The 18964-nt window shown below is 65.9% G+C and carries 21 protein-coding genes; 7 read left to right on the forward strand and 14 right to left on the reverse strand.

What is annotated here, in order from left to right; all coding sequences use genetic code 11:
- Window positions 1–82 precede the first annotated feature (82 nt).
- From AC1DIX_RS21565 to AC1DIX_RS21585, 5 genes are all read right to left on the reverse strand, one after another.
- Window positions 83–1108 (reverse strand): MBL fold metallo-hydrolase, encoded by a 1026-nt coding sequence (locus AC1DIX_RS21565; protein WP_477327275.1) that lies wholly within the window; start codon window positions 1106–1108, stop codon window positions 83–85.
- Window positions 1105–2466 (reverse strand): ATP-binding protein, encoded by a 1362-nt coding sequence (locus AC1DIX_RS21570; protein WP_477327277.1) that lies wholly within the window; start codon window positions 2464–2466, stop codon window positions 1105–1107. Before AC1DIX_RS21570 ends, AC1DIX_RS21565 begins: the two co-directional genes overlap by 4 nt.
- Window positions 2463–3125 carry a response regulator gene (locus AC1DIX_RS21575; protein ID WP_442123462.1) on the reverse strand — a complete coding sequence of 221 codons (663 nt, stop codon included), beginning with the start codon at window positions 3123–3125 and terminating at the stop codon, window positions 2463–2465. Before AC1DIX_RS21575 ends, AC1DIX_RS21570 begins: the two co-directional genes overlap by 4 nt.
- A 93-nt stretch (window positions 3126–3218) precedes the next feature.
- The gene (locus AC1DIX_RS21580) at window positions 3219–4745 is read right to left on the reverse strand and encodes a Do family serine endopeptidase (protein WP_477327279.1); all 1527 of its coding nucleotides are present in this window, start codon (window positions 4743–4745) and stop codon (window positions 3219–3221) included.
- 183 nt (window positions 4746–4928) lie between these two features.
- Window positions 4929–5399, reverse strand: coding sequence for an Hsp20 family protein (locus AC1DIX_RS21585; protein ID WP_442123460.1), 471 nt, complete (start codon window positions 5397–5399; stop codon window positions 4929–4931).
- Window positions 5400–5630: 231 nt separating this feature from the next.
- Here AC1DIX_RS21585 and AC1DIX_RS21590 point away from each other — a divergent pair, with 231 nt between their 5' ends.
- Together AC1DIX_RS21590 and AC1DIX_RS21595 are read left to right on the forward strand one after the other, a co-directional pair.
- On the forward strand, window positions 5631–7568 hold the full coding sequence (locus AC1DIX_RS21590; RefSeq protein WP_442123459.1) for a M61 family metallopeptidase: 1938 nt from the start codon (window positions 5631–5633) through the stop codon (window positions 7566–7568).
- Between the two features lie 26 nt (window positions 7569–7594).
- Window positions 7595–8116 (forward strand): hypothetical protein, encoded by a 522-nt coding sequence (locus AC1DIX_RS21595; RefSeq protein WP_477327281.1) that lies wholly within the window; start codon window positions 7595–7597, stop codon window positions 8114–8116.
- Here AC1DIX_RS21595 and AC1DIX_RS21600 read toward each other — a convergent pair.
- Together AC1DIX_RS21600 and AC1DIX_RS21605 are read right to left on the reverse strand one after the other, a co-directional pair.
- Window positions 8113–8754: a CatA-like O-acetyltransferase gene (locus AC1DIX_RS21600; RefSeq protein WP_477327283.1), complete on the reverse strand. Its 642-nt coding sequence runs from the start codon at window positions 8752–8754 to the stop codon at window positions 8113–8115. The genes AC1DIX_RS21595 and AC1DIX_RS21600 overlap by 4 nt on opposite strands.
- 27 nt (window positions 8755–8781) lie before the next feature.
- Window positions 8782–9537, reverse strand: coding sequence for an alpha/beta hydrolase family protein (locus AC1DIX_RS21605; RefSeq protein WP_477327285.1), 756 nt, complete (start codon window positions 9535–9537; stop codon window positions 8782–8784).
- A 111-nt stretch (window positions 9538–9648) separates the two neighbouring features.
- On the opposite strand from AC1DIX_RS21605, the gene AC1DIX_RS21610 reads away from it, so the two are divergent.
- The 4 genes from AC1DIX_RS21610 to AC1DIX_RS21625 are packed head-to-tail and all read left to right on the forward strand — an operon-like array spanning window position 9649 to window position 12181.
- Window positions 9649–9861 (forward strand): ParD-like family protein, encoded by a 213-nt coding sequence (locus AC1DIX_RS21610; protein ID WP_442123455.1) that lies wholly within the window; start codon window positions 9649–9651, stop codon window positions 9859–9861.
- Complete coding sequence (gene map / locus AC1DIX_RS21615; protein ID WP_477327287.1) at window positions 9858–10625, forward strand: type I methionyl aminopeptidase; 768 nt, start codon at window positions 9858–9860, stop codon at window positions 10623–10625. Before AC1DIX_RS21610 ends, map begins: the two co-directional genes overlap by 4 nt.
- On the forward strand, window positions 10622–10972 hold the full coding sequence (locus tag AC1DIX_RS21620) for a DUF3147 family protein (RefSeq protein ID WP_442123453.1): 351 nt from the start codon (window positions 10622–10624) through the stop codon (window positions 10970–10972). Before map ends, AC1DIX_RS21620 begins: the two co-directional genes overlap by 4 nt.
- A gap of 42 nt (window positions 10973–11014) precedes the next feature.
- The gene (locus AC1DIX_RS21625; protein ID WP_477327289.1) at window positions 11015–12181 is read left to right on the forward strand and encodes an SGNH/GDSL hydrolase family protein; all 1167 of its coding nucleotides are present in this window, start codon (window positions 11015–11017) and stop codon (window positions 12179–12181) included.
- Here the strand turns inward: AC1DIX_RS21625 and AC1DIX_RS21630 are convergent.
- The 5 genes from AC1DIX_RS21630 to imuA form a co-directional block, all read right to left on the reverse strand.
- A complete protein-coding gene (locus AC1DIX_RS21630; protein WP_477327291.1) occupies window positions 12178–13134 on the reverse strand; it encodes an extracellular catalytic domain type 1 short-chain-length polyhydroxyalkanoate depolymerase in 957 nt (318 codons plus the stop codon). The genes AC1DIX_RS21625 and AC1DIX_RS21630 overlap by 4 nt on opposite strands.
- Before the next feature lie 119 nt (window positions 13135–13253).
- Window positions 13254–13847 carry a phasin family protein gene (locus AC1DIX_RS21635; protein ID WP_477327293.1) on the reverse strand — a complete coding sequence of 198 codons (594 nt, stop codon included), beginning with the start codon at window positions 13845–13847 and terminating at the stop codon, window positions 13254–13256.
- Between the two features lie 294 nt (window positions 13848–14141).
- A complete protein-coding gene (locus AC1DIX_RS21640; RefSeq protein ID WP_477327295.1) occupies window positions 14142–14492 on the reverse strand; it encodes a hypothetical protein in 351 nt (116 codons plus the stop codon).
- A 102-nt stretch (window positions 14493–14594) separates the two neighbouring features.
- Window positions 14595–16082 carry a Y-family DNA polymerase gene (locus tag AC1DIX_RS21645; RefSeq protein WP_477327297.1) on the reverse strand — a complete coding sequence of 496 codons (1488 nt, stop codon included), beginning with the start codon at window positions 16080–16082 and terminating at the stop codon, window positions 14595–14597.
- Window positions 16012–16752, reverse strand: coding sequence for a translesion DNA synthesis-associated protein ImuA (imuA, locus tag AC1DIX_RS21650; RefSeq protein WP_442123447.1), 741 nt, complete (start codon window positions 16750–16752; stop codon window positions 16012–16014). The genes AC1DIX_RS21645 and imuA overlap by 71 nt, the downstream gene beginning before the upstream one ends.
- Window positions 16753–17019: 267 nt before the next feature.
- Between imuA and trhA the strand changes: the two genes are divergently transcribed.
- The gene (gene trhA / locus AC1DIX_RS21655) at window positions 17020–17637 is read left to right on the forward strand and encodes a PAQR family membrane homeostasis protein TrhA (RefSeq protein WP_442123446.1); all 618 of its coding nucleotides are present in this window, start codon (window positions 17020–17022) and stop codon (window positions 17635–17637) included.
- 36 nt (window positions 17638–17673) lie between these two features.
- Here trhA and AC1DIX_RS21660 read toward each other — a convergent pair whose 3' ends face one another.
- On the reverse strand, window positions 17674–17925 hold the full coding sequence (locus tag AC1DIX_RS21660; RefSeq protein WP_477327299.1) for a hypothetical protein: 252 nt from the start codon (window positions 17923–17925) through the stop codon (window positions 17674–17676).
- A 187-nt stretch (window positions 17926–18112) separates the two neighbouring features.
- A complete protein-coding gene (locus AC1DIX_RS21665) occupies window positions 18113–18748 on the reverse strand; it encodes a class I SAM-dependent rRNA methyltransferase (RefSeq protein WP_477327301.1) in 636 nt (211 codons plus the stop codon).
- Window positions 18749–18964 lie beyond the last annotated feature (216 nt).

An 18964-nucleotide genomic window follows, 5' to 3' on the forward strand; every position in this document is an offset into this window, starting at 1 on the left:
GGGAGCGCTGATTCTACGGTCGGGAAGGGCGGCGCGGACGGCGGCGCCGGGCTTTCCCCCATGCGTGGTGTGGCACCGATGCCTATCGATTGCGCCACCAGGCCGGGCCGGCCTCCGGGCGCGCGACCGCCAGGGCGGCGCCGATCTCCGGCGTCGCCAGCGGCACGCCGGCAACCCCGGCCAGCGCCGCGATGCGCTCCAGCGGCTCATACCAGGGGTGGAAGGCCAGGTCGAAGGTGCCGTTATGGATGGGCATCAGCCATTTTCCCCGCAGCTCGAGGTGGGCCTGCAGGGTCTGCTCGGGATGCATGTGGACGTCGGCCCATTGCAGGTCGTAGCCGCCGGTTTCCAGCATGGTGAGATCGAAGGGACCGTAGCGTTCGCCGATCTCCCTGAAGCCGGCGTGATAGCCGGTGTCGCCGCTGAAGAACAGGCGCAGGTCGCCGGCGTCGATGACCCAGGACACCCACAGGCTGCGGTCGCTGTCGCCCAGGCCGCGGCCCGAGAAATGCTGGGCCGGCACGGCCGCCAGGCGCACGCCGCCCAGCTGGGTTTCCTGCCACCAGTCGAGCTGGCGCACCTTGCCCGCATCGACGCCCCAGCGGACCAGGCGGTCGCCGACGCCCAGCGGCGCCAGGAACAGTCCGGCCTTCGGCGCCAGGCGCAGGATGGCGTCGTGGTCGAGGTGGTCGTAGTGGTCGTGCGAGAGGATCACGGCGCGCAGCGGCGGCAGGTCGTCGATCGCTAGCGGCGGCGCGTGGAAGCGCTTCGGCCCGGCGAAGGAAAACGGCGAGGCGCGCTCGGCGAACACCGGGTCGGTCAGCCACCAGCCGCCGTCCAGCTTGATCAGCACGGTCGAGTGGCCAAGACGGAACAGGGTCGCGTCCGGCGCCCGTTCGAGCGTGGCCGCATCGAGCGTGCGCACCGGGATCGGCCGGTCCGGCACTGTCGCCGCCGGCTTGGCGGTCAGCATGCGCCAGACCAGGCCCAGGGTTTTACGCAAGCCCATCGCCTGGCGCGGGACCACGTTGCGGTAGGCGCCGTCGGCACGGCGCAGCGAGCCGGCCTGCGCCGCCGCGATGGCGTCAAGGGAGGAAAGGTCGTTCATGCCGGGAAGCGTACCACGGCCTCGAGTCCGCCCAGGCGGGCCGACTCGCCCAGCGACAGGGTAGCGCCGTGGCGCTCGGCGATCGCCTTGATGATGGCCAGGCCCAGGCCGCTGCCGGCGGCCTCGCTGCCGGGCACGCGGTAGAAGCGGTCGAACACGCGCTCGCGTTCTTCCGCCGGGATGCCGGGGCCGCTGTCCTCGACCCGGACGCAGAGCTGCTTGCCGGCCGCTCCCTGCTCCGCCGTCACCGACACGTCGACCGTGCCGCCGCTCGGGGTGTACTTGATCGCATTGTCGACCAGGTTACGCAGCAGGATCATCAGGGATTCCGGCTGGCCTTCGACGGCGCCGGCGTCGGCGCGCTGCAGGCCGAGGTCGATGTGCTTGTTCTGCGCGACGCCGATCAGGTCGGCCACCGCGCGCTTCGCCAGCTCGGCCAGCATGACCGGCTGGTGCGGGGCGGCGCTGGCTTCCTGGCGCGCCAGCACCAGCAGCTGCTCGACCAGGCGGGTGGCGCGTTCGATGCCGGCCGACAGGCGCGAGATCGCCAGCTTGCGTGCTTCGGCACTGTCGGCGCGCTGGTCGGAACGCTCCAGGCTCTGCACCTGCAGCTTGAGCGCGGCCAGCGGCGTGCGCAGCTCGTGGGCGGCGTCGGCCACAAAAGTCTGCTGGGTGTCGAAGGCCTGGCGCACGCGGCCGAACAGCAGGTTCAGTTCCTGCACCAGCGGCCTCACCTCGTCCGGCAGACCGGCGTCCGACACCGGCGACAGGTCGTCGGCCTGGCGCGAAGCCAGCTGCTTGCGCACCCGCGCCACCGGCTCCAGCGAGCCGCTGATGACCCACCACACGACCAGCATCAGGATCGGCATCATCACCGCGATCGGTCCCAGCGTGCGCAGCGCCAGGTTGCTGGCCATGCTCCTGCGCACGGCCAGGTCCTGGGCCACCTGCACGGTCTGGGCGCTGGTCTGGATCGAGAAGATGCGGTAGGTGGTGCCGTTGGCGCGCACGTTGGAAAAGCCGAGCACCGCGCGCTGCGGCAGGCGCGCGTGCGAGGCGCTGCGGAACACCTGCACGCCGTCCGGCGACCACACCTGCACCACCAGGTCGTCGCTGCCGCTCAGCGGAGTATCGACGTTGCCGGGTTCCTCGCTGTTGGCCAGCGGGACGCGCGAACGCAGCGACAGCGCCATCTGCTGCATGTGGTAGTCGAAGATCTGGTCGGCGTCGGCCAGCGCGGTGCGGTAGGCGATCGAGGCCTGGGCCACGGCGGCGATGGTAATGGCCGCCAGCACGTACCACAGCAGGCGGCCGCGCAGGGAGTGCGTGAGCCGGCGCCGCGCTTTTTTCGGACTCATACCTTCGGCACCATGTAACCCACGCCGCGCACGTTCTGGATCAGGTCACTGCCGAGTTTCTTGCGCAGGCCGTGGATGTAGACCTCCACCGCGTTGCTGCTGACTTCATCGCGCCAGCTGTACAGCTTTTCCTCGAGCTGGGCGCGCGACAGCACCGCGCCCGGACGGGCGACCAGGGCTTCCAGCACGGCCCACTCGCGCGCCGACAGCACGACCGGCTGGCCGTCGACCAGGGTCTCGCGGGTGGCGGGATTGACGGAGATGTTCTTGTATTCGAAGACGGGTTCGGCGCGCCCGGCGGCACGCCGCAGCAGCGCACGGATGCGCGCCAGCATTTCGTCGAGGTCGTAGGGTTTGAGGACGTAGTCGTCGGCGCCGGCGTCGAGCCCGGCGATGCGCTGGGCGACCGAGTCGCGCGCGGTGGCGACCAGTACCGGGGTGCGGTCCTTGCGGGAACGCATGGAGCGCAGCACTTCGAGCCCGTCCTTGCGCGGCAGGCCCAGGTCGAGCAGCACCAGGTCGTAGTTCTGGTTCTGCATCAGGGCCGTGTCGGCCATCTCGCCGTCCTTGACCCAGTCGACGGCGTAGTGCTCGGCCCGCAACAGGTCGAGCACCACTTCGCCGATCATCGTATCGTCTTCCACCAGCAACAGCCGCATCAAATCCCCCGATTCTCAGAAAACCATGCGGATAGAAGAATCTTTCGAGCTTTCAGTTTACCGAGGGGAGCTTAAACTCCCCTTAAACCATCCTTAGCCAATCCGCACGGGAATAAAGATTTTGTCATCTCCACGCTGGATCAGCAAGGCAACCGACTTGCTGGACTTGCCGACCACGTCGCGCACCTGCTCGACGCTGTTGACCGGCTTGCCGTTCACCGACAGCAGCACGTCGCCCGGCTGCACGCCGGCCACCTGGGCCGGACCGCCCGCATCCTCGACCAGCAGGCCGGAAGGAATGCCGGCCTGGCGGCGCTCGGTCGGGTCCAGCGGACGCAGGGCCAGGCCCAGCTTGGCGCCCTTGTCGGTACCGGCCAGGTTGTCGCGGTTGGCCGGGTCCGGCTTGTCGTTGGCGTTCGCCAGGGTCGCGTTCAGCTGGACGGCGTGGCCGTCGCGCCAGACGTCCAGCGCCAGCTTGTCGCCCGGCTTGGCGACCGCCACGATGGAGCTCAGGTCGCCGCCGCCGACGATAGGCTGGCCGTTGACCTTGCGGATCACGTCGCCCGACTTGAGCCCGGCCTTGTCGGCCGCGCTGCCGCGCTCGACGTTCCGCACCAGCGCGCCGTCCGGCGAATCCAGCTTGAAGGAATCGGCGAAGTCCTGGCCGACGTCCTGCAGGCCGATGCCCAGCTTCGCATGCTGCACCTTGCCGGTGGCGACGATCTGGTCCTTGATGCGGACCGCGACGTCGATCGGGATCGCAAACGACAGGCCCTGGTAGCCGCCGGTCTGGCTGTAGATCTGCGAGTTGATACCGACCACCTCGCCGCGCGTGTTGAACAGCGGGCCACCCGAGTTACCCGGGTTGACCGCGACGTCGGTCTGGATGAACTGCACGCCGTTGGTATCGATGTTGCGGCCCTTCGCGCTGACCACGCCGGCGGTCACGCTGCTTTCCAGGCCGTAGGGCGAGCCGATCGCCAGCACCCACTCGCCGACCTGCAGGTTACGGGTATTGCCGAGCGGGACCACCGGCAGGTTCTTCGCATCGATCTTCAGCACGGCGACGTCGGTCTTCGGGTCCGAGCCCAGGACCTTGGCGCGGTATTCGCGGCGGTCCTGCAGCTTGACCGTGACCTCGTCGGCATCGCGCACCACGTGCGCATTGGTCAGGATGACGCCGTCCGGGCTCACGATGAAGCCCGATCCGGCGCCGTAAACGAGTTCGCGTCCGCCTCCGTTGCCGCCGCGAGGAGGCGTAGGCTGGAAGCGGCGGAAGAATTCGAAGAAAGGATCGTCCTCGTCGAACTGCGGCATCTGGCGCTGGGCCACCTTGGTGGTGCCGACGACGCGCACGTTCACGACGGCCGGGCCGTTGTGGGCGACGATCCTGGTAAAGTCGGGCAGGCCCACTGCCGACGAATTGCCTGCGACAGGCGCCGGTGCGGCCGCCACCGGGGCTGCCTGGTTTTGCGCCAGGGCCGCGGCTTCCGCGGCGGCGGTGGCATTGTTATGGTTGACTGCGACCGCGCCCACCGCTCCGCCAATGACACCGGCCGCGCACAGGGCCAGGGTGAGACGTTTTGCGGTGATGGCGGTGACTGCACCTTCGTTAGCCATTACGTACTCCTGGATTGGAAAAGAGGTTTGTGGAGACTGCTGTTTTGATGCGAGTAGTTTCTCGCAATACCCTTAAATCACTCTTAAGCTTGAGCTTAGGACGGGCTTAAATCGACGGACGTAAAAAGAGGCGCTCGTGGCGCCTCGATTTTTCATGGTGGGCACACCGTGCCCACCTTACGCTTATGCGGCTTGCTGTTGCGGCTGCTCCAGCACTTGCACGTTGTCGGTGTTGCCGTTCGCATCGGCGATCGCGATCTTGCGCGGCTTCAGGGCCTCGGGCACTTCACGCACCAGTTCGATGGTGAGGATGCCGTTGTCGAAGGCGGCGCTGACGACCTTCACGTGGTTGGCCAGCTGGAAGCGCTGCTCGAAATCGCGCTGGGCGATACCGCGGTGCAGGTAGTGGCGCTGGACCTCGTCCTTCTGCTTGCGGCCGGTCACGTGCAGGGTGTCGCGTTCGGAGACGATCTCGATCTCGCTGCGGCTGAAGCCRGCGAGCGCCATCACGATGCGGTATTTGTCTTCGCTGACCAATTCGACGTTGTACGGCGGGTAGCTCGGCGCGGCTTCGGCGCGCTGCTCGAGCATATTGACCAGGCGGTCGAAACCGATGGCGGAACGATACAGGGGGGTCAGGTCAAAAGTACGCATGGCAAGTATCCTTTTCAAGTAAGCGATAAGTTTCCGGACCTCATCGTGAGCATCCGTTGGGACCAATCTAATGCCCACTGCATGCGTTTTCAAGGCATACAAAATATCGTTTTTAATATTGTTTTTCGAATTTTATTTGCATCGATGCGGCTGAGCATCTACCCCTGGCGAGCGATGCTACACTCGGCCATTTGTTGCATTTTTGATTCACCCACGACCGTTTTCTCAGCCATGACCGCACACCATCCGCATCGCCGTTTCAAGACGCTGGCCAGCCGCTCCGCCACCGCGCTTCTCTCTACTGCTGCCCTGGCGCTCACACTCGCCGGCCCGGCCCGCGCCGACGTCCCCGCGCCCGTCGACCAGCCCTATCCCGGCACCATCGTCCTGAACGTCGATGCGACCAATCTGTCGCAACAGATCTTCCGCATGCGCATGAGCATCCCGGTCAAGCCGGGTCCGCTGACCCTGCTGTACCCGCAATGGCTGCCGGCCAACCACGGCCCCAACGGCCCGATCACCCAGCTGGCCGGCCTGAAGTTCACGGCCAACGGCAAGCCGGTCGAATGGACCCGCGATCCGGTGCAGGTGTTCGCCTTCCACCTGAACGTGCCCGAGGGCGCCAGCGTGCTGGAAGCCGAGTACCAGTACCTGTCGCCGCTCGACACCTCGCAGGGCCGCATCACCATGACCGACGAGATCCTCGGCGTGCAATGGGTGTCGATGACCCTGTACCCGGCCGGCTACGTGGCGCGCCGCATCACCGTGCAGCCGAACCTGAAGCTGCCCGCCGGCTGGCAGTACGCCACCGCGCTGGAGACCGCGAACCGCCAGGGCGACGAAGTCCACTTCGAGCCGCACGACCTCGAAACCCTGATCGACTCGCCGCTGTTCGCCGGCCGCTACTACAAGCAGTTCGACCTCGATCCGGGCGCCAAGGTGCCGGTGCGCCTGAACGTCTTCGCCGACAATCCGGAGAGCCTGGAAGCCAAGCCGGAACAGATCGAAGCCCACCGCAAGCTGGTGCAGCAGGCCTATAAGCTGTTCCGCTCGCACCACTACAAGCACTACGATTTCCTGTTCGCGCTGTCGGACGAATTCGGCGGCATCGGCCGCGAACACCACCAGTCGAGCGAGAACGGCGTCAAGCCGGGCTACTTCACGGAATGGGCCAAGGGCGAAGCCGGCCGCGACCTGCTGCCGCACGAGTACACCCACTCGTGGGACGGCAAGTTCCGCCGCCCGGCCGGCCAGGACGTCCCCAACTTCAACACCCCGCTGCAGAACGAGCTGCTGTGGGTCTACGAAGGCCAGACCCAGTACTGGGGCAATGTGCTGGGCGCCCGCTCCACCCTGGTGTCGATGGCCGGCGCACGCGATGCGCTGGCGGCCACCGCCGCGCGCTACGACCACGTCGCCGGCCGCGCCTGGCGCGCCATGCAGGACACGGTCAACGACCCGATCCTGAACGCGCGCCGCCCGCTCGGCTGGGCCAACTGGCAGCGCAGCGAGGACTACTATTCGGAAGGCCAGCTGATCTGGCTGGACGTCGACACCCTGATCCGCGAAAAATCGGGCGACAAGAAATCGCTGGACGACTTCGCCCGCCTCTTCTACGGCATCGACGACGGCAGCTTCCTGCCGGCCTTCTATACCTTCGACGACGTGGTGGCGGCCCTGAACAAGGTCGTGCCCTACGACTGGGCCGCCTTCCTGCGCGCACGCGTGGACGGCCACGGTCCGGGCGCCCCGCTGGACGGCCTGGCGCGCGCCGGCTGGAAGCTGGTCTACACCGACACCCCGACCGACACCATCAAGAGCTACGACGACCGCCTGAAAGGCGCGGACCTGAGCTACTCGGTGGGCTTCACCGTGACCTCGGACGGCAGCGTGCGCAACGTGATCTGGGACGGCCCGGGCTTCCGCGCCGGCCTGGCCGCCAACACCAGCATCGTCGCCGTCAACAACCGCGTGTTCAAGCCGGAGCTGCTGAAGAAGGCGATCAAGGAAGCCAAGGACGGCAAGGAGCCGATCCAGCTGCTGGTCAAGAAGGGCAACGTGCTGCGCACGATTTCGCTCGACTACCACGGCGGCCTGCGTTATCCGCGCCTGGAGCGCATCCCGGGCACCAAGGACCGTCTGGAGGGAATCTATTCCGCACTGAAGTAAAAGTTAAAAAGGAGACAGAGATGGACATGATGCCGATTCTGCCGGAAACCGAGGTCGAAGCGACGGCCGCCCTGCACCTGGGGCGCCTGCTGTTCGTGTTCGGCCGCCTGGAGTTGAACCTGGGGCTGGCCCTGGTGCATACGGGACCGGCGGATGAAGTCGGGCGAGCGTCCGCCAGGATCGAGCGTCTGTCCTTCGACGAGAAGCTGCGCGAATGCGAGGCCGAGGTCGCGCGCCGCCATGCCGGCGATGCCGCGCTGCTGGCGCGCTGGCAGCGCTGGTTCGCGGCGGCGCATGGCCTGCGCAAGCTGAGGAAGGCTTTCGCGGAAGGCTGCTGGGGCTTCCGCAACATGCAGCAGGAGATCGTCCATGCCTCCACCCTGCCCTGCAACCCGGAGCAGGACGAGGTCCGCTATACCCTCGCCGGGTTCGCGGCCCGCGTCGTCGAAGCCGAGGACCTGGCCGAGGAGTTCTGCGCGCTGACGGACCTGTACCGGGCCGATCCGGGCCGTCGATCGGTCAGCGGCTGCGAAGGCGACACCGTCTAGGCGCCCATGATCTCCCGCAGCTCGGCGGCGATCTGCCGGGCCAGCAGGTGGATGTGGTAGCCGTCGACGAAACCGTGGTGGGCCTGCACCGAGAACGGCAGCTCCAGGCGGCCGTCCTGGCCGTCGCGGAACCTGCCCCAGGCCAGCGACGGAATGTCCGGCGTGGCCAGGGCGGCCATCGGATGCTGGATCGAGGTGAAGTCCAGCCAGGGCATGCAGGTCACGAAGACCTGGTCCTTGGCGTCGCGCGGCGACATGCCGCGGTACTTCCGGTTCAGCTCCAGCATATTGCCCGCTTCCTCGCGCGCCGCCAGGCCGTTGGCGACGAATTCGCGCACGTCGTCGGACCAGTCGAACTGGGCGAAATTCAGGTCGAAGTGCTGGTTGACCACCGTGAACGAGGGATGCAGGCGCTCGATGCGGATCACCTCGCCCTCATGCACGCGGTAGCGGAAGTTCTCGACCTTCAGGATGGCGCGCAGCACGGCGCACAGCAGCACGTGGAAGGGCGCCAGGCCCTGCTCCTTGCACCAGGGCCGGAAATCCGGCAGGTCCATGCGGAAGCAGATGTTGACCGCCGGGCTCTCCATGCGGTCGAAAAACTCGAAGCGGTCGCGCCGCCGTTCAAACTCTTGCATAGCTATCGTGATGATGATGATGAGTGATCAGATGTAGCGCGCGCTCCAGGCCGCGATGATGCCCGCCACATAGGCCGCGTCCTCCCTGCCCGTCACCAGGTGGTCGATGCCGTCGAGCGAGATGAAGCTTTTCGGATGCTGGGCGATGCCGAAGATGCGGCCGGCATTGTCGACGTCGACGGTGGAATCCTGCGGCGCATGCATCACCATCAGCGCGCGGCCCAGGTTGGCGATTTTTTCGTTCAGCTGGTGCTGGCTCGCATCCTCGACGAAGTGGCGGCGGATATCGAAATCGCGCCCCGCCAGCTTCACGCGCGCCTCACCGAGCTGCTCGATGGTGTCGACGTGCTCGGACAGCAGCTTGTCGACCACGTAGTGCGGATCGCTGGGCGACGCGATCGTCACCACGGCGGTCGATTCGGGAATGCGGTGGGCGGCCGCCAGCACCGCGGTGCCGCCCAGGCTGTGGCCGATCAGTAGTTTGGGTGCGGCGAATTTCTGGCGCAGGAAATCCGCCGCGGCCACCAGGTCTTCCACGTTGGACGAAAAATTGGTGTCGGCGAATTTGCCATGACTGTTGCCCAGGCCGGCGAAGTCGAAGCGCAGCACGGCCACGCCGAGGTCGGCCAGCCCCTGCGAGATGCGGGTCGCCGCCAGCACGTCCTTGCTGCAGGTGAAGCAGTGGGCGAACAGCCCGTAGGCGCGCGGCGTGCCGTCGGGCGCATCGAGCTTGGCCGAGATCTTGCCGTGCGGCCCCTGAAAATCCATACGTTCGGTAAGCATACCTTCCTGTCCTTGCTGAAGATGGCGCCACTGTGCACGGGATTGGCCATGCTTGCAACRCGCCTGAGTATTTGTATATACTTCGTATATGAACTATATATGGAACATACAATGGGCATCGTAAACATCGACGACGAGCTGCACGACCAGATACGCAAGGCCACCTCGGTCTCGTGCCGCTCGATCAATGCGCAGGCAGCATTCTGGATCAAGATCGGCATGCTGTGCGAAATGCACCCGACCCAGAGCTTCAACGAGATCGTGGTGCGGGAGTTGCGCGAAGCGGGAGTCGAGGCCATGGCGCCCAGAATGGCCGTGTCATGACCAAGCGCCCCGAAGAAATCGTCCTGATGGCGGCGGCGGGCAAGCTGCTGGCGGAAGTGTTCGGCCACCTGGACAAGCTGGACCTGATCGGCATGTCGACGATGGAAGTCAACGACCTGGCCGAGCGCTTCATCGTCGAGACGCTCGCGGCGCGCCCGGCCAGCAAGGGCCAGTACGGCTATGCCTACGCCCTGAACTCCTCGCGCAACAACGTGGTGTGCCACGGCGTGCCCTCGCCCGCCGAGATCCTGCAAAGCGGGGATATCGTGAATTTCGATATCACGCTGGAGAAGGACGGCTACATCGCCGATTCCAGCAAGACCTACCTGGTCGGCGAGGTGGCGCCGGCGGCCAGGCGGCTGGTGCAGGTGACATACGAGGCGATGTGGAAGGGGATCAGGGCCGTGCGTCCGGGCGCCCGCCTCGGCGACGTCGGCCATGCGATCGAGCGCCACGCGCGCCGCAACGGCTACTCGGTGGTCAGGGAATATTGCGGCCACGGGATCGGCCGCGAAATGCATGAGCCGCCCCAGGTGCTGCATTGGGGGAAGCCGCAAACCGGCCTGATGCTGCGCGAAGGCATGGTGTTCACCATCGAGCCGATGCTGAACCAGGGCCGCGACGACGTGTTCACCGAGGACGATGGCTGGACCGTCGTCACGCGCGACGGCAAGCTGTCCGCGCAGTTCGAGCATACGGTGGCCGTGACGCGGCAAGGCGTGCGGGTGCTGACCTTGCGCGCCGGGGAGAAGATGCCCGCATGATCTGGATCGTCACGAAATACCTGGTCACGGCCGCCGTGGTCGTCGCGGTATCGGAATTCGCAAAGCGCAGCGACAAGCTGGGCGCCCTGATTGCCGCCCTGCCGATGGTGACGGTGCTGACCCTGATCTGGCTGCACGTGGAAAAGCAGCCGGCATCGAAGGTCGCCAACCATGCCTGGTACACCTTCTGGTACGTGGTGCCGACCCTGCCCATGTTCCTGGCGTTTCCCGCGCTGCTCGCCAGGCTGGGGTTCTGGCCCACGCTCGCGGTCTGCGTGGTGCTCACGATCGTCTGCTTCGCGCTGTTTGCGATGTTCGTCAGGCGCTTCGGCATCACGCTCATGTAAGCGTGCGAAGTGCGGCGCCGAATACGGCGTAGAATGCAGCTCATGCATGAAACCACTCTTCCGATCCGCACCCCGCTGACCCGCGACTTCATCCACGGCGCGCTCGACATCGAGCAGACCGAAGCCGGCATCCTGCCGCACCGCCTGCCCGCCTGGGCGCGCGCGCAATGCCCGGACGCGCAGCTGGCGATGGCGGAATCGCAGCCGTCCGGCGTGCGCCTGGTGTTCCAGACCGCGGCCACCGCGGTGGAGCTGGACGTGCTCGCGACCAAGCGCGTCTACAGCGGCCTGGGCCCGCGCCCGGACGGCATCTTCGACCTGTTCATCGGCGGCCAGCTGGCGCGCCAGGGCAGCGTGCAGGGCGGCCGGATCCTGCACATCGACATGAGCACCGGCGCGACGACCGTCACCGGCGGCGAGGCGCGGACCCTGCTTTTCGGCGGCCTGCCTCCCGGGCAGAAGACGATCGAGATCTGGCTGCCGCACGACGAGATGACCGAGCTGGTATCGCTGCGTTCCGATGCGCCGCTGGATCCGGTGCCGGCCGTGGGCAGGCGCCGCTGGGTGCATCACGGCAGCTCGATCAGCCAGGGTTCGAATACCACCCACCCTTCCGGCACCTGGCCTGCGGTCGCCGCCGTGCGCACCGGCTTCGACCTGCTGAATCTCGGCTACAGCGGCAATGCCCTGCTGGATCCTTTCGTTGCCCGCGCCATCCGCGAGCTGCCGGCCGACGTCATCAGCCTCAAGATCGGCATCAACCTGGTCAACAAGGACCTGATGCGCCTGCGCGCCTTCGGCCCGGCCATGCACGGCTTCCTCGACACGATACGCGAAGGCCATCCGGACACGCCGCTGCTGGTAGTTTCGCCGATCTTCTGCCCCATCCACGAAACCCTGCCAGGGCCATCGGTGTACGACATGGATGCGCTGGCCGAAGGCCGCCTGCTGTTCAAGGCGGGCGGCAGCGCCGACGAGGGCCGGCAGGGCAAGCTGACCCTCGGCGTCATCCGCGAGCAGCTGCGCGCGATCGTCGGGCAGCGCCGCGCCGGCGATCCGAATCTTCATTACGTCGATGGCCTCGAGCTGTACGGCCCGAACGACAACCTGCGGCTGCCGCTGCCGGACGRACTGCATCCGGATGCGGCCAGCCACCGGCTCATCGGCGAGCGCTTCGCCGGGCTGCTGCGGTCCGCCTCGCTGCGCTAGGCAGCCGCCGGATGATTCATGAAGAAGCGCAGCATTTCCTCGCTGGCGTTGGGGCCCTGGATATCGGTGTAGCTGCCATGCGGGTTGCCGCCCGACCAGACGTGACCGGTACCGTGCACGGTCCATTGCTCAGCCAGCACGCTACCGTTTTTTTTGCGGTGAATCTGGCGAGTGAACTTGCGTCCGCCGCTGCAGCCGGTTTCTTCCACGATCGCGATGTCGGCATGCTTGCCCCGCCTGTGCGCCGGATCGCTGTCGACGGATTGTCGCACCACGCCGTTGCTGTTCTTTCGATTCACCGTGGCGTCGGCATCGCCGTGAAAGACGATCACCGGCGGATTGGCGTGCGGGACGGTCGGCGCCAGCGCGGCCGGATCGTGACCGTCGCGCATGGCCAGCATCGCGCCGATGCCGCTGGTCGCGCTGCCGTGCGCCAGGCCGGAGTGGCAGCCGACCGCGCTGAACAGATCGGGATAAGTGCGTCCCAGGATCACAGCCATCGCGCCCCCCGATGACAGTCCGGCGACCGCGACGCGCCTGGCATCGACCGCATGCTCGACCATGATGCGCCGGGTGAGTCCTGCGATCAGCGCCGGCTCGCCTTCGCCGCGCCGCTGGTGGTCCTGATCGTACCAGTTCCAGCACCTGTTCCAGTGCGCGCTGCAGGACTGCTCGGGATACAGGACCAGGCAACCGTATTCCTCGGCCAGCGTGTTCATGCCCGTGCCGCGGGCGAAGTCGACGGCGTCCTGCCCACAGCCGTGCAGCATCACGACCAGCGGCATCGGCTCGCTGCGCGCGTCGCTGGGAATAAACAGTCGGTAGCGGAGGGTTTGCCCTTCCTCCTCGTGGTATCCGGACGCGAATTCTCCGGCCGGCGGGGACGGGGCCGCATGACCGTTCCCCGAGAAAATGGCGAACGGTGGCCAAGCGTCGAATACTGTATTGAACATGGGCTGATTCCTGGGTGAGCTGATACGAGTCTCCTGTAGAAATGAAAAGCGGCGGCGAGACTGCGTGGTCATCGACGCCGCGAGGGATGGCCCTGCAAAAGCAGGGCCGGAAAAGGAGGTCAGCGCGGCTTGGCGGGATTCTTGTTGACGGATTCGTGCGCCTGGTTGCCCTGCATATTGCCCTGAGCGCTGACTTTGCCGGCCGGTCCCTCGGCCTCTACGCGGACACCGGCATCGCGCCCGCCGCTTTGCAGATTGCCCTGGAACTGAGCGCCAGCCCTTTCACCGCGCTTGCCTTCCTGCTTGAAGAGGTCGCGAAAGTCTTTCGCGGCTTCTTCTTGCTGGCGCATGCTCTTGCTCGTTTCTTCGACGGCGGCACGCGTCACGTCGTCCGCCAGCGCGCGGGCGGTACGCGACGTCTCCGGCACATGCCGTTCGGAGACTTGGGTCAGGTCGACCTGGGTGGCGGAAGCGATCTGGGAAAGATGCTGCTGGTAGACGCGCAGCGTTTCGGTGGCCGGCTGGGCGCGCGCTGCCGCCAACGACATCGCTTCGGTCGGATGCTCGGTCGTCAGCAAATGCTGGCCGGCCTTGGTGGCTTGCTCGAACAGAGACTGGGTCAGCTGCATGTTCAGTTGGCCGATCTGCTGGAAAGAGCGCGACATGGCCTGGGACAGCTCGTTGAAGAATGCGACCTGGGCATCGATGTGCAAGCGGAGGGCGGGATTGACGGATTGCGGGAATGGATACATGGAGTACCTTTAGAAAAACATACATGGAGTACGGAACATCCCGGATGGGATGGGCCGATGCGCCTGGGAGATTCGTGGACAGGGCAGCACAGACTGCCTGGAAGGATCGCGATCCTGAAGACCGCGTGCAGAAGACACACTATGCGCTCTTTTCGACGCGTGTGCCGAAAACGTGCAGGAGTATTTTTGTGTATTGGTTGCCGGAAAAAGCAGGCTCCGGGCGCGCCTTCCGGCCACGGTCAGGCAGCGGCGCTTCTAGCTTTCCTGCCTGCCTTCCGTCCGTACGAGTCCCGGTTCGTGCTTTGCATACTCGAGTGCGGCAGACAGCAGATCGTAGCGGTAAGGACCGTACAAGTAGTGGCCGCGCTCGTACACGATGCCATGCGCCGCCATTTGCAGCCGATCTTGCGGCGTCGGTCCGACCCATTGCTTCCAGTGGCGCGGCGTCTGGTCTTCGCGGAAACCGGGCCTGGCCCGGTCCAGCTTTGCGTAGCCGAACGCGTCCTCGAGCCGGTCGTAGCTGTACTCCCGGTAGTGGTACGTCCGTCCGTCGAAGCAGATGCCGACAGCGGCCGCGGCCGGTGGCAGAACAGATGATGAGTCCACGATGTCCTCACAGGAAGTCGTCGCGCACGAAGCTGGCGGGGAAAATAACAATACACCCGCGGCCCTTGCTTCACCTAGCATTTTTGGACTGCCACCGCGGACTTATCCGAACAGGCCGTGCAGGAACCAGCGCGGCTCGGACTCGTCTGCCCCGATCCTTTCCCGGTACACCCAGTACAGAGCGTGATCCTGCCCCTCGGCGATGAAGTAGTCGCGGGTCTCGGGTCCATTCCACCAGCCTGCCTCGATCCGCTCCGGGTTCGAGGCCATGCGCAGCGGCGATCCATAGAAGGGCCGGTGTTCGCGCATCAGCAGCGCGATCGGCTTGGCCAGCAGCCAGGTCGGACGCGGCAGGCTCATCACGTCGGGCGGCATCTGCGCATTGCGCGCGCGGTCGCTGACCTTCTGCTGCACCGGCACCCAGACATTCGCCTGCTCCGGACGGTAATCGGCCATCGGCCGCGCCTGCAGCACGTTGTCCGCGCCCAGGCGCGCCACCAGCAGCTCCAGCATGCGCATGCGGTCTTCCTCGCTGCCGCCCGGCTCCGGGAACAGGGAGTCGCTCAAGGGCGCCATCGGCTGCAGCTGCTTCGCCTCCAGGCCGAGGCCGATCACCGGCGCCTCCAGCACCAGCTTGGCCAGGCGTTCCTTCAGCAGGCGCACCAGATGCTCGTCGCGCCAGGCCGGCTCGGCCAGCGCCACCTCGACGCAGGTCGGCGGCCGCGCTTCCCTGCCGCGCTCGTGTTCGAGCCTGAGCACGATGCGCTCGACCGCCAGCTGGCGCGCGCACAGCCAGCCGGTCAGCTGCAGCAGCAGGCGGCGGGCGCCCGCCAGCAGCAGCTCGGCATCGTCGATGCGGTCGAACAGTTCGATACGCGCGGCAAAGGTTTCGGGGGCGGCGATCCACTCGTACAGTTCCGGACTCAGGCCGTAGGCGGCGTCCAGCAGGTCGAGCAATGCGCGCCCGCAGCGCCGCTGCAGGCCGGGACGCGGCAGGCGCCGCAGCTCGCCCAGGCTGGCGCAGCCGATGCCTTCGAACCAGGCCGCGAAGGGCCGCGCCGGCGGCGCCAGCAGCAGGTCCAGCAGGTCGAGGYGGCGCACCAGGGTCGGCATCTTGAGCGTGCGCCGCATGCTCCTGTGACCGCCGGCGCGCGCCAGCAGCCAGGCGCCGCGCGCGGTCGGGGCGCAGGCGAGCGAGGCCGTGAAGCCCAGCGCGCGCACGTCCGCGCGCACGCGCCGGCACAGTGCGCGCACGCCGCCGAACAGGCGCAGGCTGGCGCCGACGTCCATCAGCAAGGTCCCCTCCTCGGCCTCGGCCACCTGCGGCGTGTACTGCAGCATCGCCAGCGCCACCGCATACAGGGCCTCGGCTTCACGCGGCGGCGAGCGCTCGTGGACCCTGGCATCGGGCATCAGCATCAGCACGCCGCCACGGCGCATGCCGGGCTGGACGCCGGCGGCGCGCGCCGTGGCGGACAGCGCCAGCACGCGCTCCTGCTCGAGCACGACGCTGCCGGCGTCAGTGCACCAGCTGGGGCTGAAGACCTCGAGCGGCAGCCGGGGCAGGGACAGGCCGATCCACAGGCGCATGACGTTGCGGTTGAGTTTGTACCAGATGGGAGGAAAGCGGCAGGAACAGCGGCGCATCGCGCTGCGGTCCCCGGCGCTTGACGAAGTCGATCTCGAGGCCGCCGGCCTGGGGCCGCAGCGCCAGGCGCAGCGGCGCGGGCGAGGCATCCTGCCGGGAGGCCAGCGGGCGCATCATGAAGAACAGGGTCTCGCCGCCCTGCGCCGCCAGGTGCAGGCGGCGCAGGCTGTCGCCGCGCACCTGGCTCTGCCGCTCGAAGCCCGGCCAGAACAGCAGCGCGCCGCAACTGCCGCTGCGCAGCACCTGTTCGGCCGCCCATAGCGCATCGGCCATGCGGCTGGTGCGCAGCCAGATCAGCTGCGAAGGCGGCACGCCCAGCGCGGCCAGGGCCAGTGCCTGCGGCGGATGGGGCGGCTGCAGCAGCACGATGCGGCGCGCCGCCACCTCCGCCAGGGCCGGACGCAGCAGGCGCATCTCGCCGATGCCGGGCTGCTGCAGCAGCAGGTCGACCAGGGCGCCGGCCGGCCAGCCGCCGCCCGGCAGCTGCGCCGACAGGGCCGCGTGGCCGGTATCCACGCAGCGGCTTGAAGAACGCGCCAGCTGCGAGGCGCGCCAGAGCGACGGATGCAAGGATTCCGGCGCTGCTGAGGTGGAATCTGAGCAGTTGATCATAGGGTGATGCGAAGAAATACTGTATGTTTATACAGTACTATTCTCTTCAGGTTTTGGCAAGGTTTATCTTTTGGAACGCGCTGCCGGCTTCAAAAACCACTGTTGTAGAACAAACCTAGCCACGCGCGACAATCCAGGCGTTTCAGTTTTACTGCATGCGATACTGTGCGAAGAGCTGAACTTCGGCACAGTGACGAATCAGCGACCGCCTGGTCGGATCATCACTATTTCGCTGCTGGCCGGCAGGAATTTCGCGAGTGCTGACTTATGTATTACGGCGAACGCCTCAACAGTGTCACGCATACCATTGGCGCGGTCCTGGCTGCGGCCAGCGGCGCGCTGTTGATCGTCGTGGCGGCGCGTGGCGGCGATCCCTGGAAAATCGCCAGCTTCAGCATCTACGCGGCGATGCTGCTGATCCTGTACCTGACGTCCACCCTGTATCACAGCACTCGGGGCGCAGCCAAGAACGTACTGCGAAAGATGGACCATTGCGCCATCTATCTCTTAATCGCAGGCAGCTATACGCCATTCACTTTAGTCACGCTGCGTGGAATCTACGGTTGGTCGATGTTCGGCGTGGTCTGGGGATTGGCTGTATTCGGTATTGTCCAGGAAATCTGGTATGCCAAGGGCGCGCGTATTCTGTCGCTAGTCATCTATTTGATGATGGGCTGGCTTGCTGCGTTTGGCATCATGCCCCTGATTAGAGTCCTGGGCTGGCAGGGCTTTGCCTGGCTGGCAGGTGGAGGCTTGTTTTACACAATCGGCATCGTCTTTTACGCTACCGACCACAAAGTGCGCCATGGCCACGGCATCTGGCACTTGTTCGTCCTCGGCGGCAGCATTTGCCACTACATCGCCGTTTTCTTTTACGTCGCCTGAAACCCGGCCTGCCACGTACTCCGGCGCTCTTCTTACTCAGCAGCCTTCCATGTCCTTGACGATCCGTGTGATGCTGATGGCAGGCGGATCGCTTGCCGGAAACGATTCTTCCAGTCCTTCATCCAGCAATTCATTCTTGTGCTTCGGACTTGTTTCATCGACTTCGTGAAACCGGTTCGACGACGCACATCGTGTTTCACCAGCCCGACCCGCATGGAGACGGATATTCGATTTTCCGGCCGGCATTTTGGAGAGCAGCAAGGGCTCGACCACTTCCACATATTCCATCATATGACTCCCACTTTTCCATGCTTCATCGCAGTCGGGTCGTGGCAGGCTGTCTCAGGCGACTTGTTTCGAATCTTGCGCCGGTCGTCGAGGCGGCCGGCTTACCTGCCGTGGATCATCAGAAAAACAATGAAGTAGTTTCACACGCAGGACGATTTTACGCGCCTTATGAATTCACGCACGAATCTCAGCGCGGATACACGAAGCCGGTGCGGATATCGGTCGGCAGCAGGCGCTTGCCATCGCGTACCATCAGGCGCTGGGGCGGCTCGTCGCCGGCCAGCGCACGCCATATCACGGGCAGCCCTTCGCCCTTGCGCAACAGCTCGTCGCTGCGTTCGAATACGTTGAGACAACCCGTGGCGGCCAGCAGCGCCTGCACGATGGTCACCTTCCACAAGTCGACACCGGCAGCATTGAACTGGCATACCAGGTAACCGCCGGTCCCGCCATAGCTGTGCACCAGCAGGCCCGGCAAGCCGTCTTTTTCGCCATCGATCACCAGCGCCAAGGCTTGTGGATCGGCGCCCTGCACGGCAGCGGCGCGCCGCGCGACCGCGGCCTGCACCCGACGCTTGATCATTGCGTGGTCGACCGGCTCGTCCTCGCGCAGGGTCCAGACACGGGCTGCGATCTGCGACCTGGCGTTGTACGCCGCGCGCGCCAGAAACCGGCGCGACGACGACTGCACGAGCGCCGTGGCGCCGGCCTTGTTGCGTTCCTGGGGCCGCCCCTCGACCTTGTCGATGGCCGAAAGGTAAATCCACGGATCGCCGGACAGCAGGCCTGTTTCCTTGCCTTGTTTGATGGTGATGATGAGCATATGAAGGCTTCGTTTTCAGAAGCCGAATGATACAGCAAGGCTTTGTCGCCCCCAGGCCGGCCAATCAATTGGCGCTGTTCGCGTACATGGACGCCCCCTGTTTGCAAGGACTTCTTCAATCGCTGTAGGTAACAGGTAAGGTTACAACCGTACATTCGGACTTTGTGTTGGCTTGAGCCCTGTCCCTGATGGGTTCCGCTGGTCGACCTCCCCAAT

Source organism: Massilia sp. 05N420 (genome assembly GCF_056397205.1).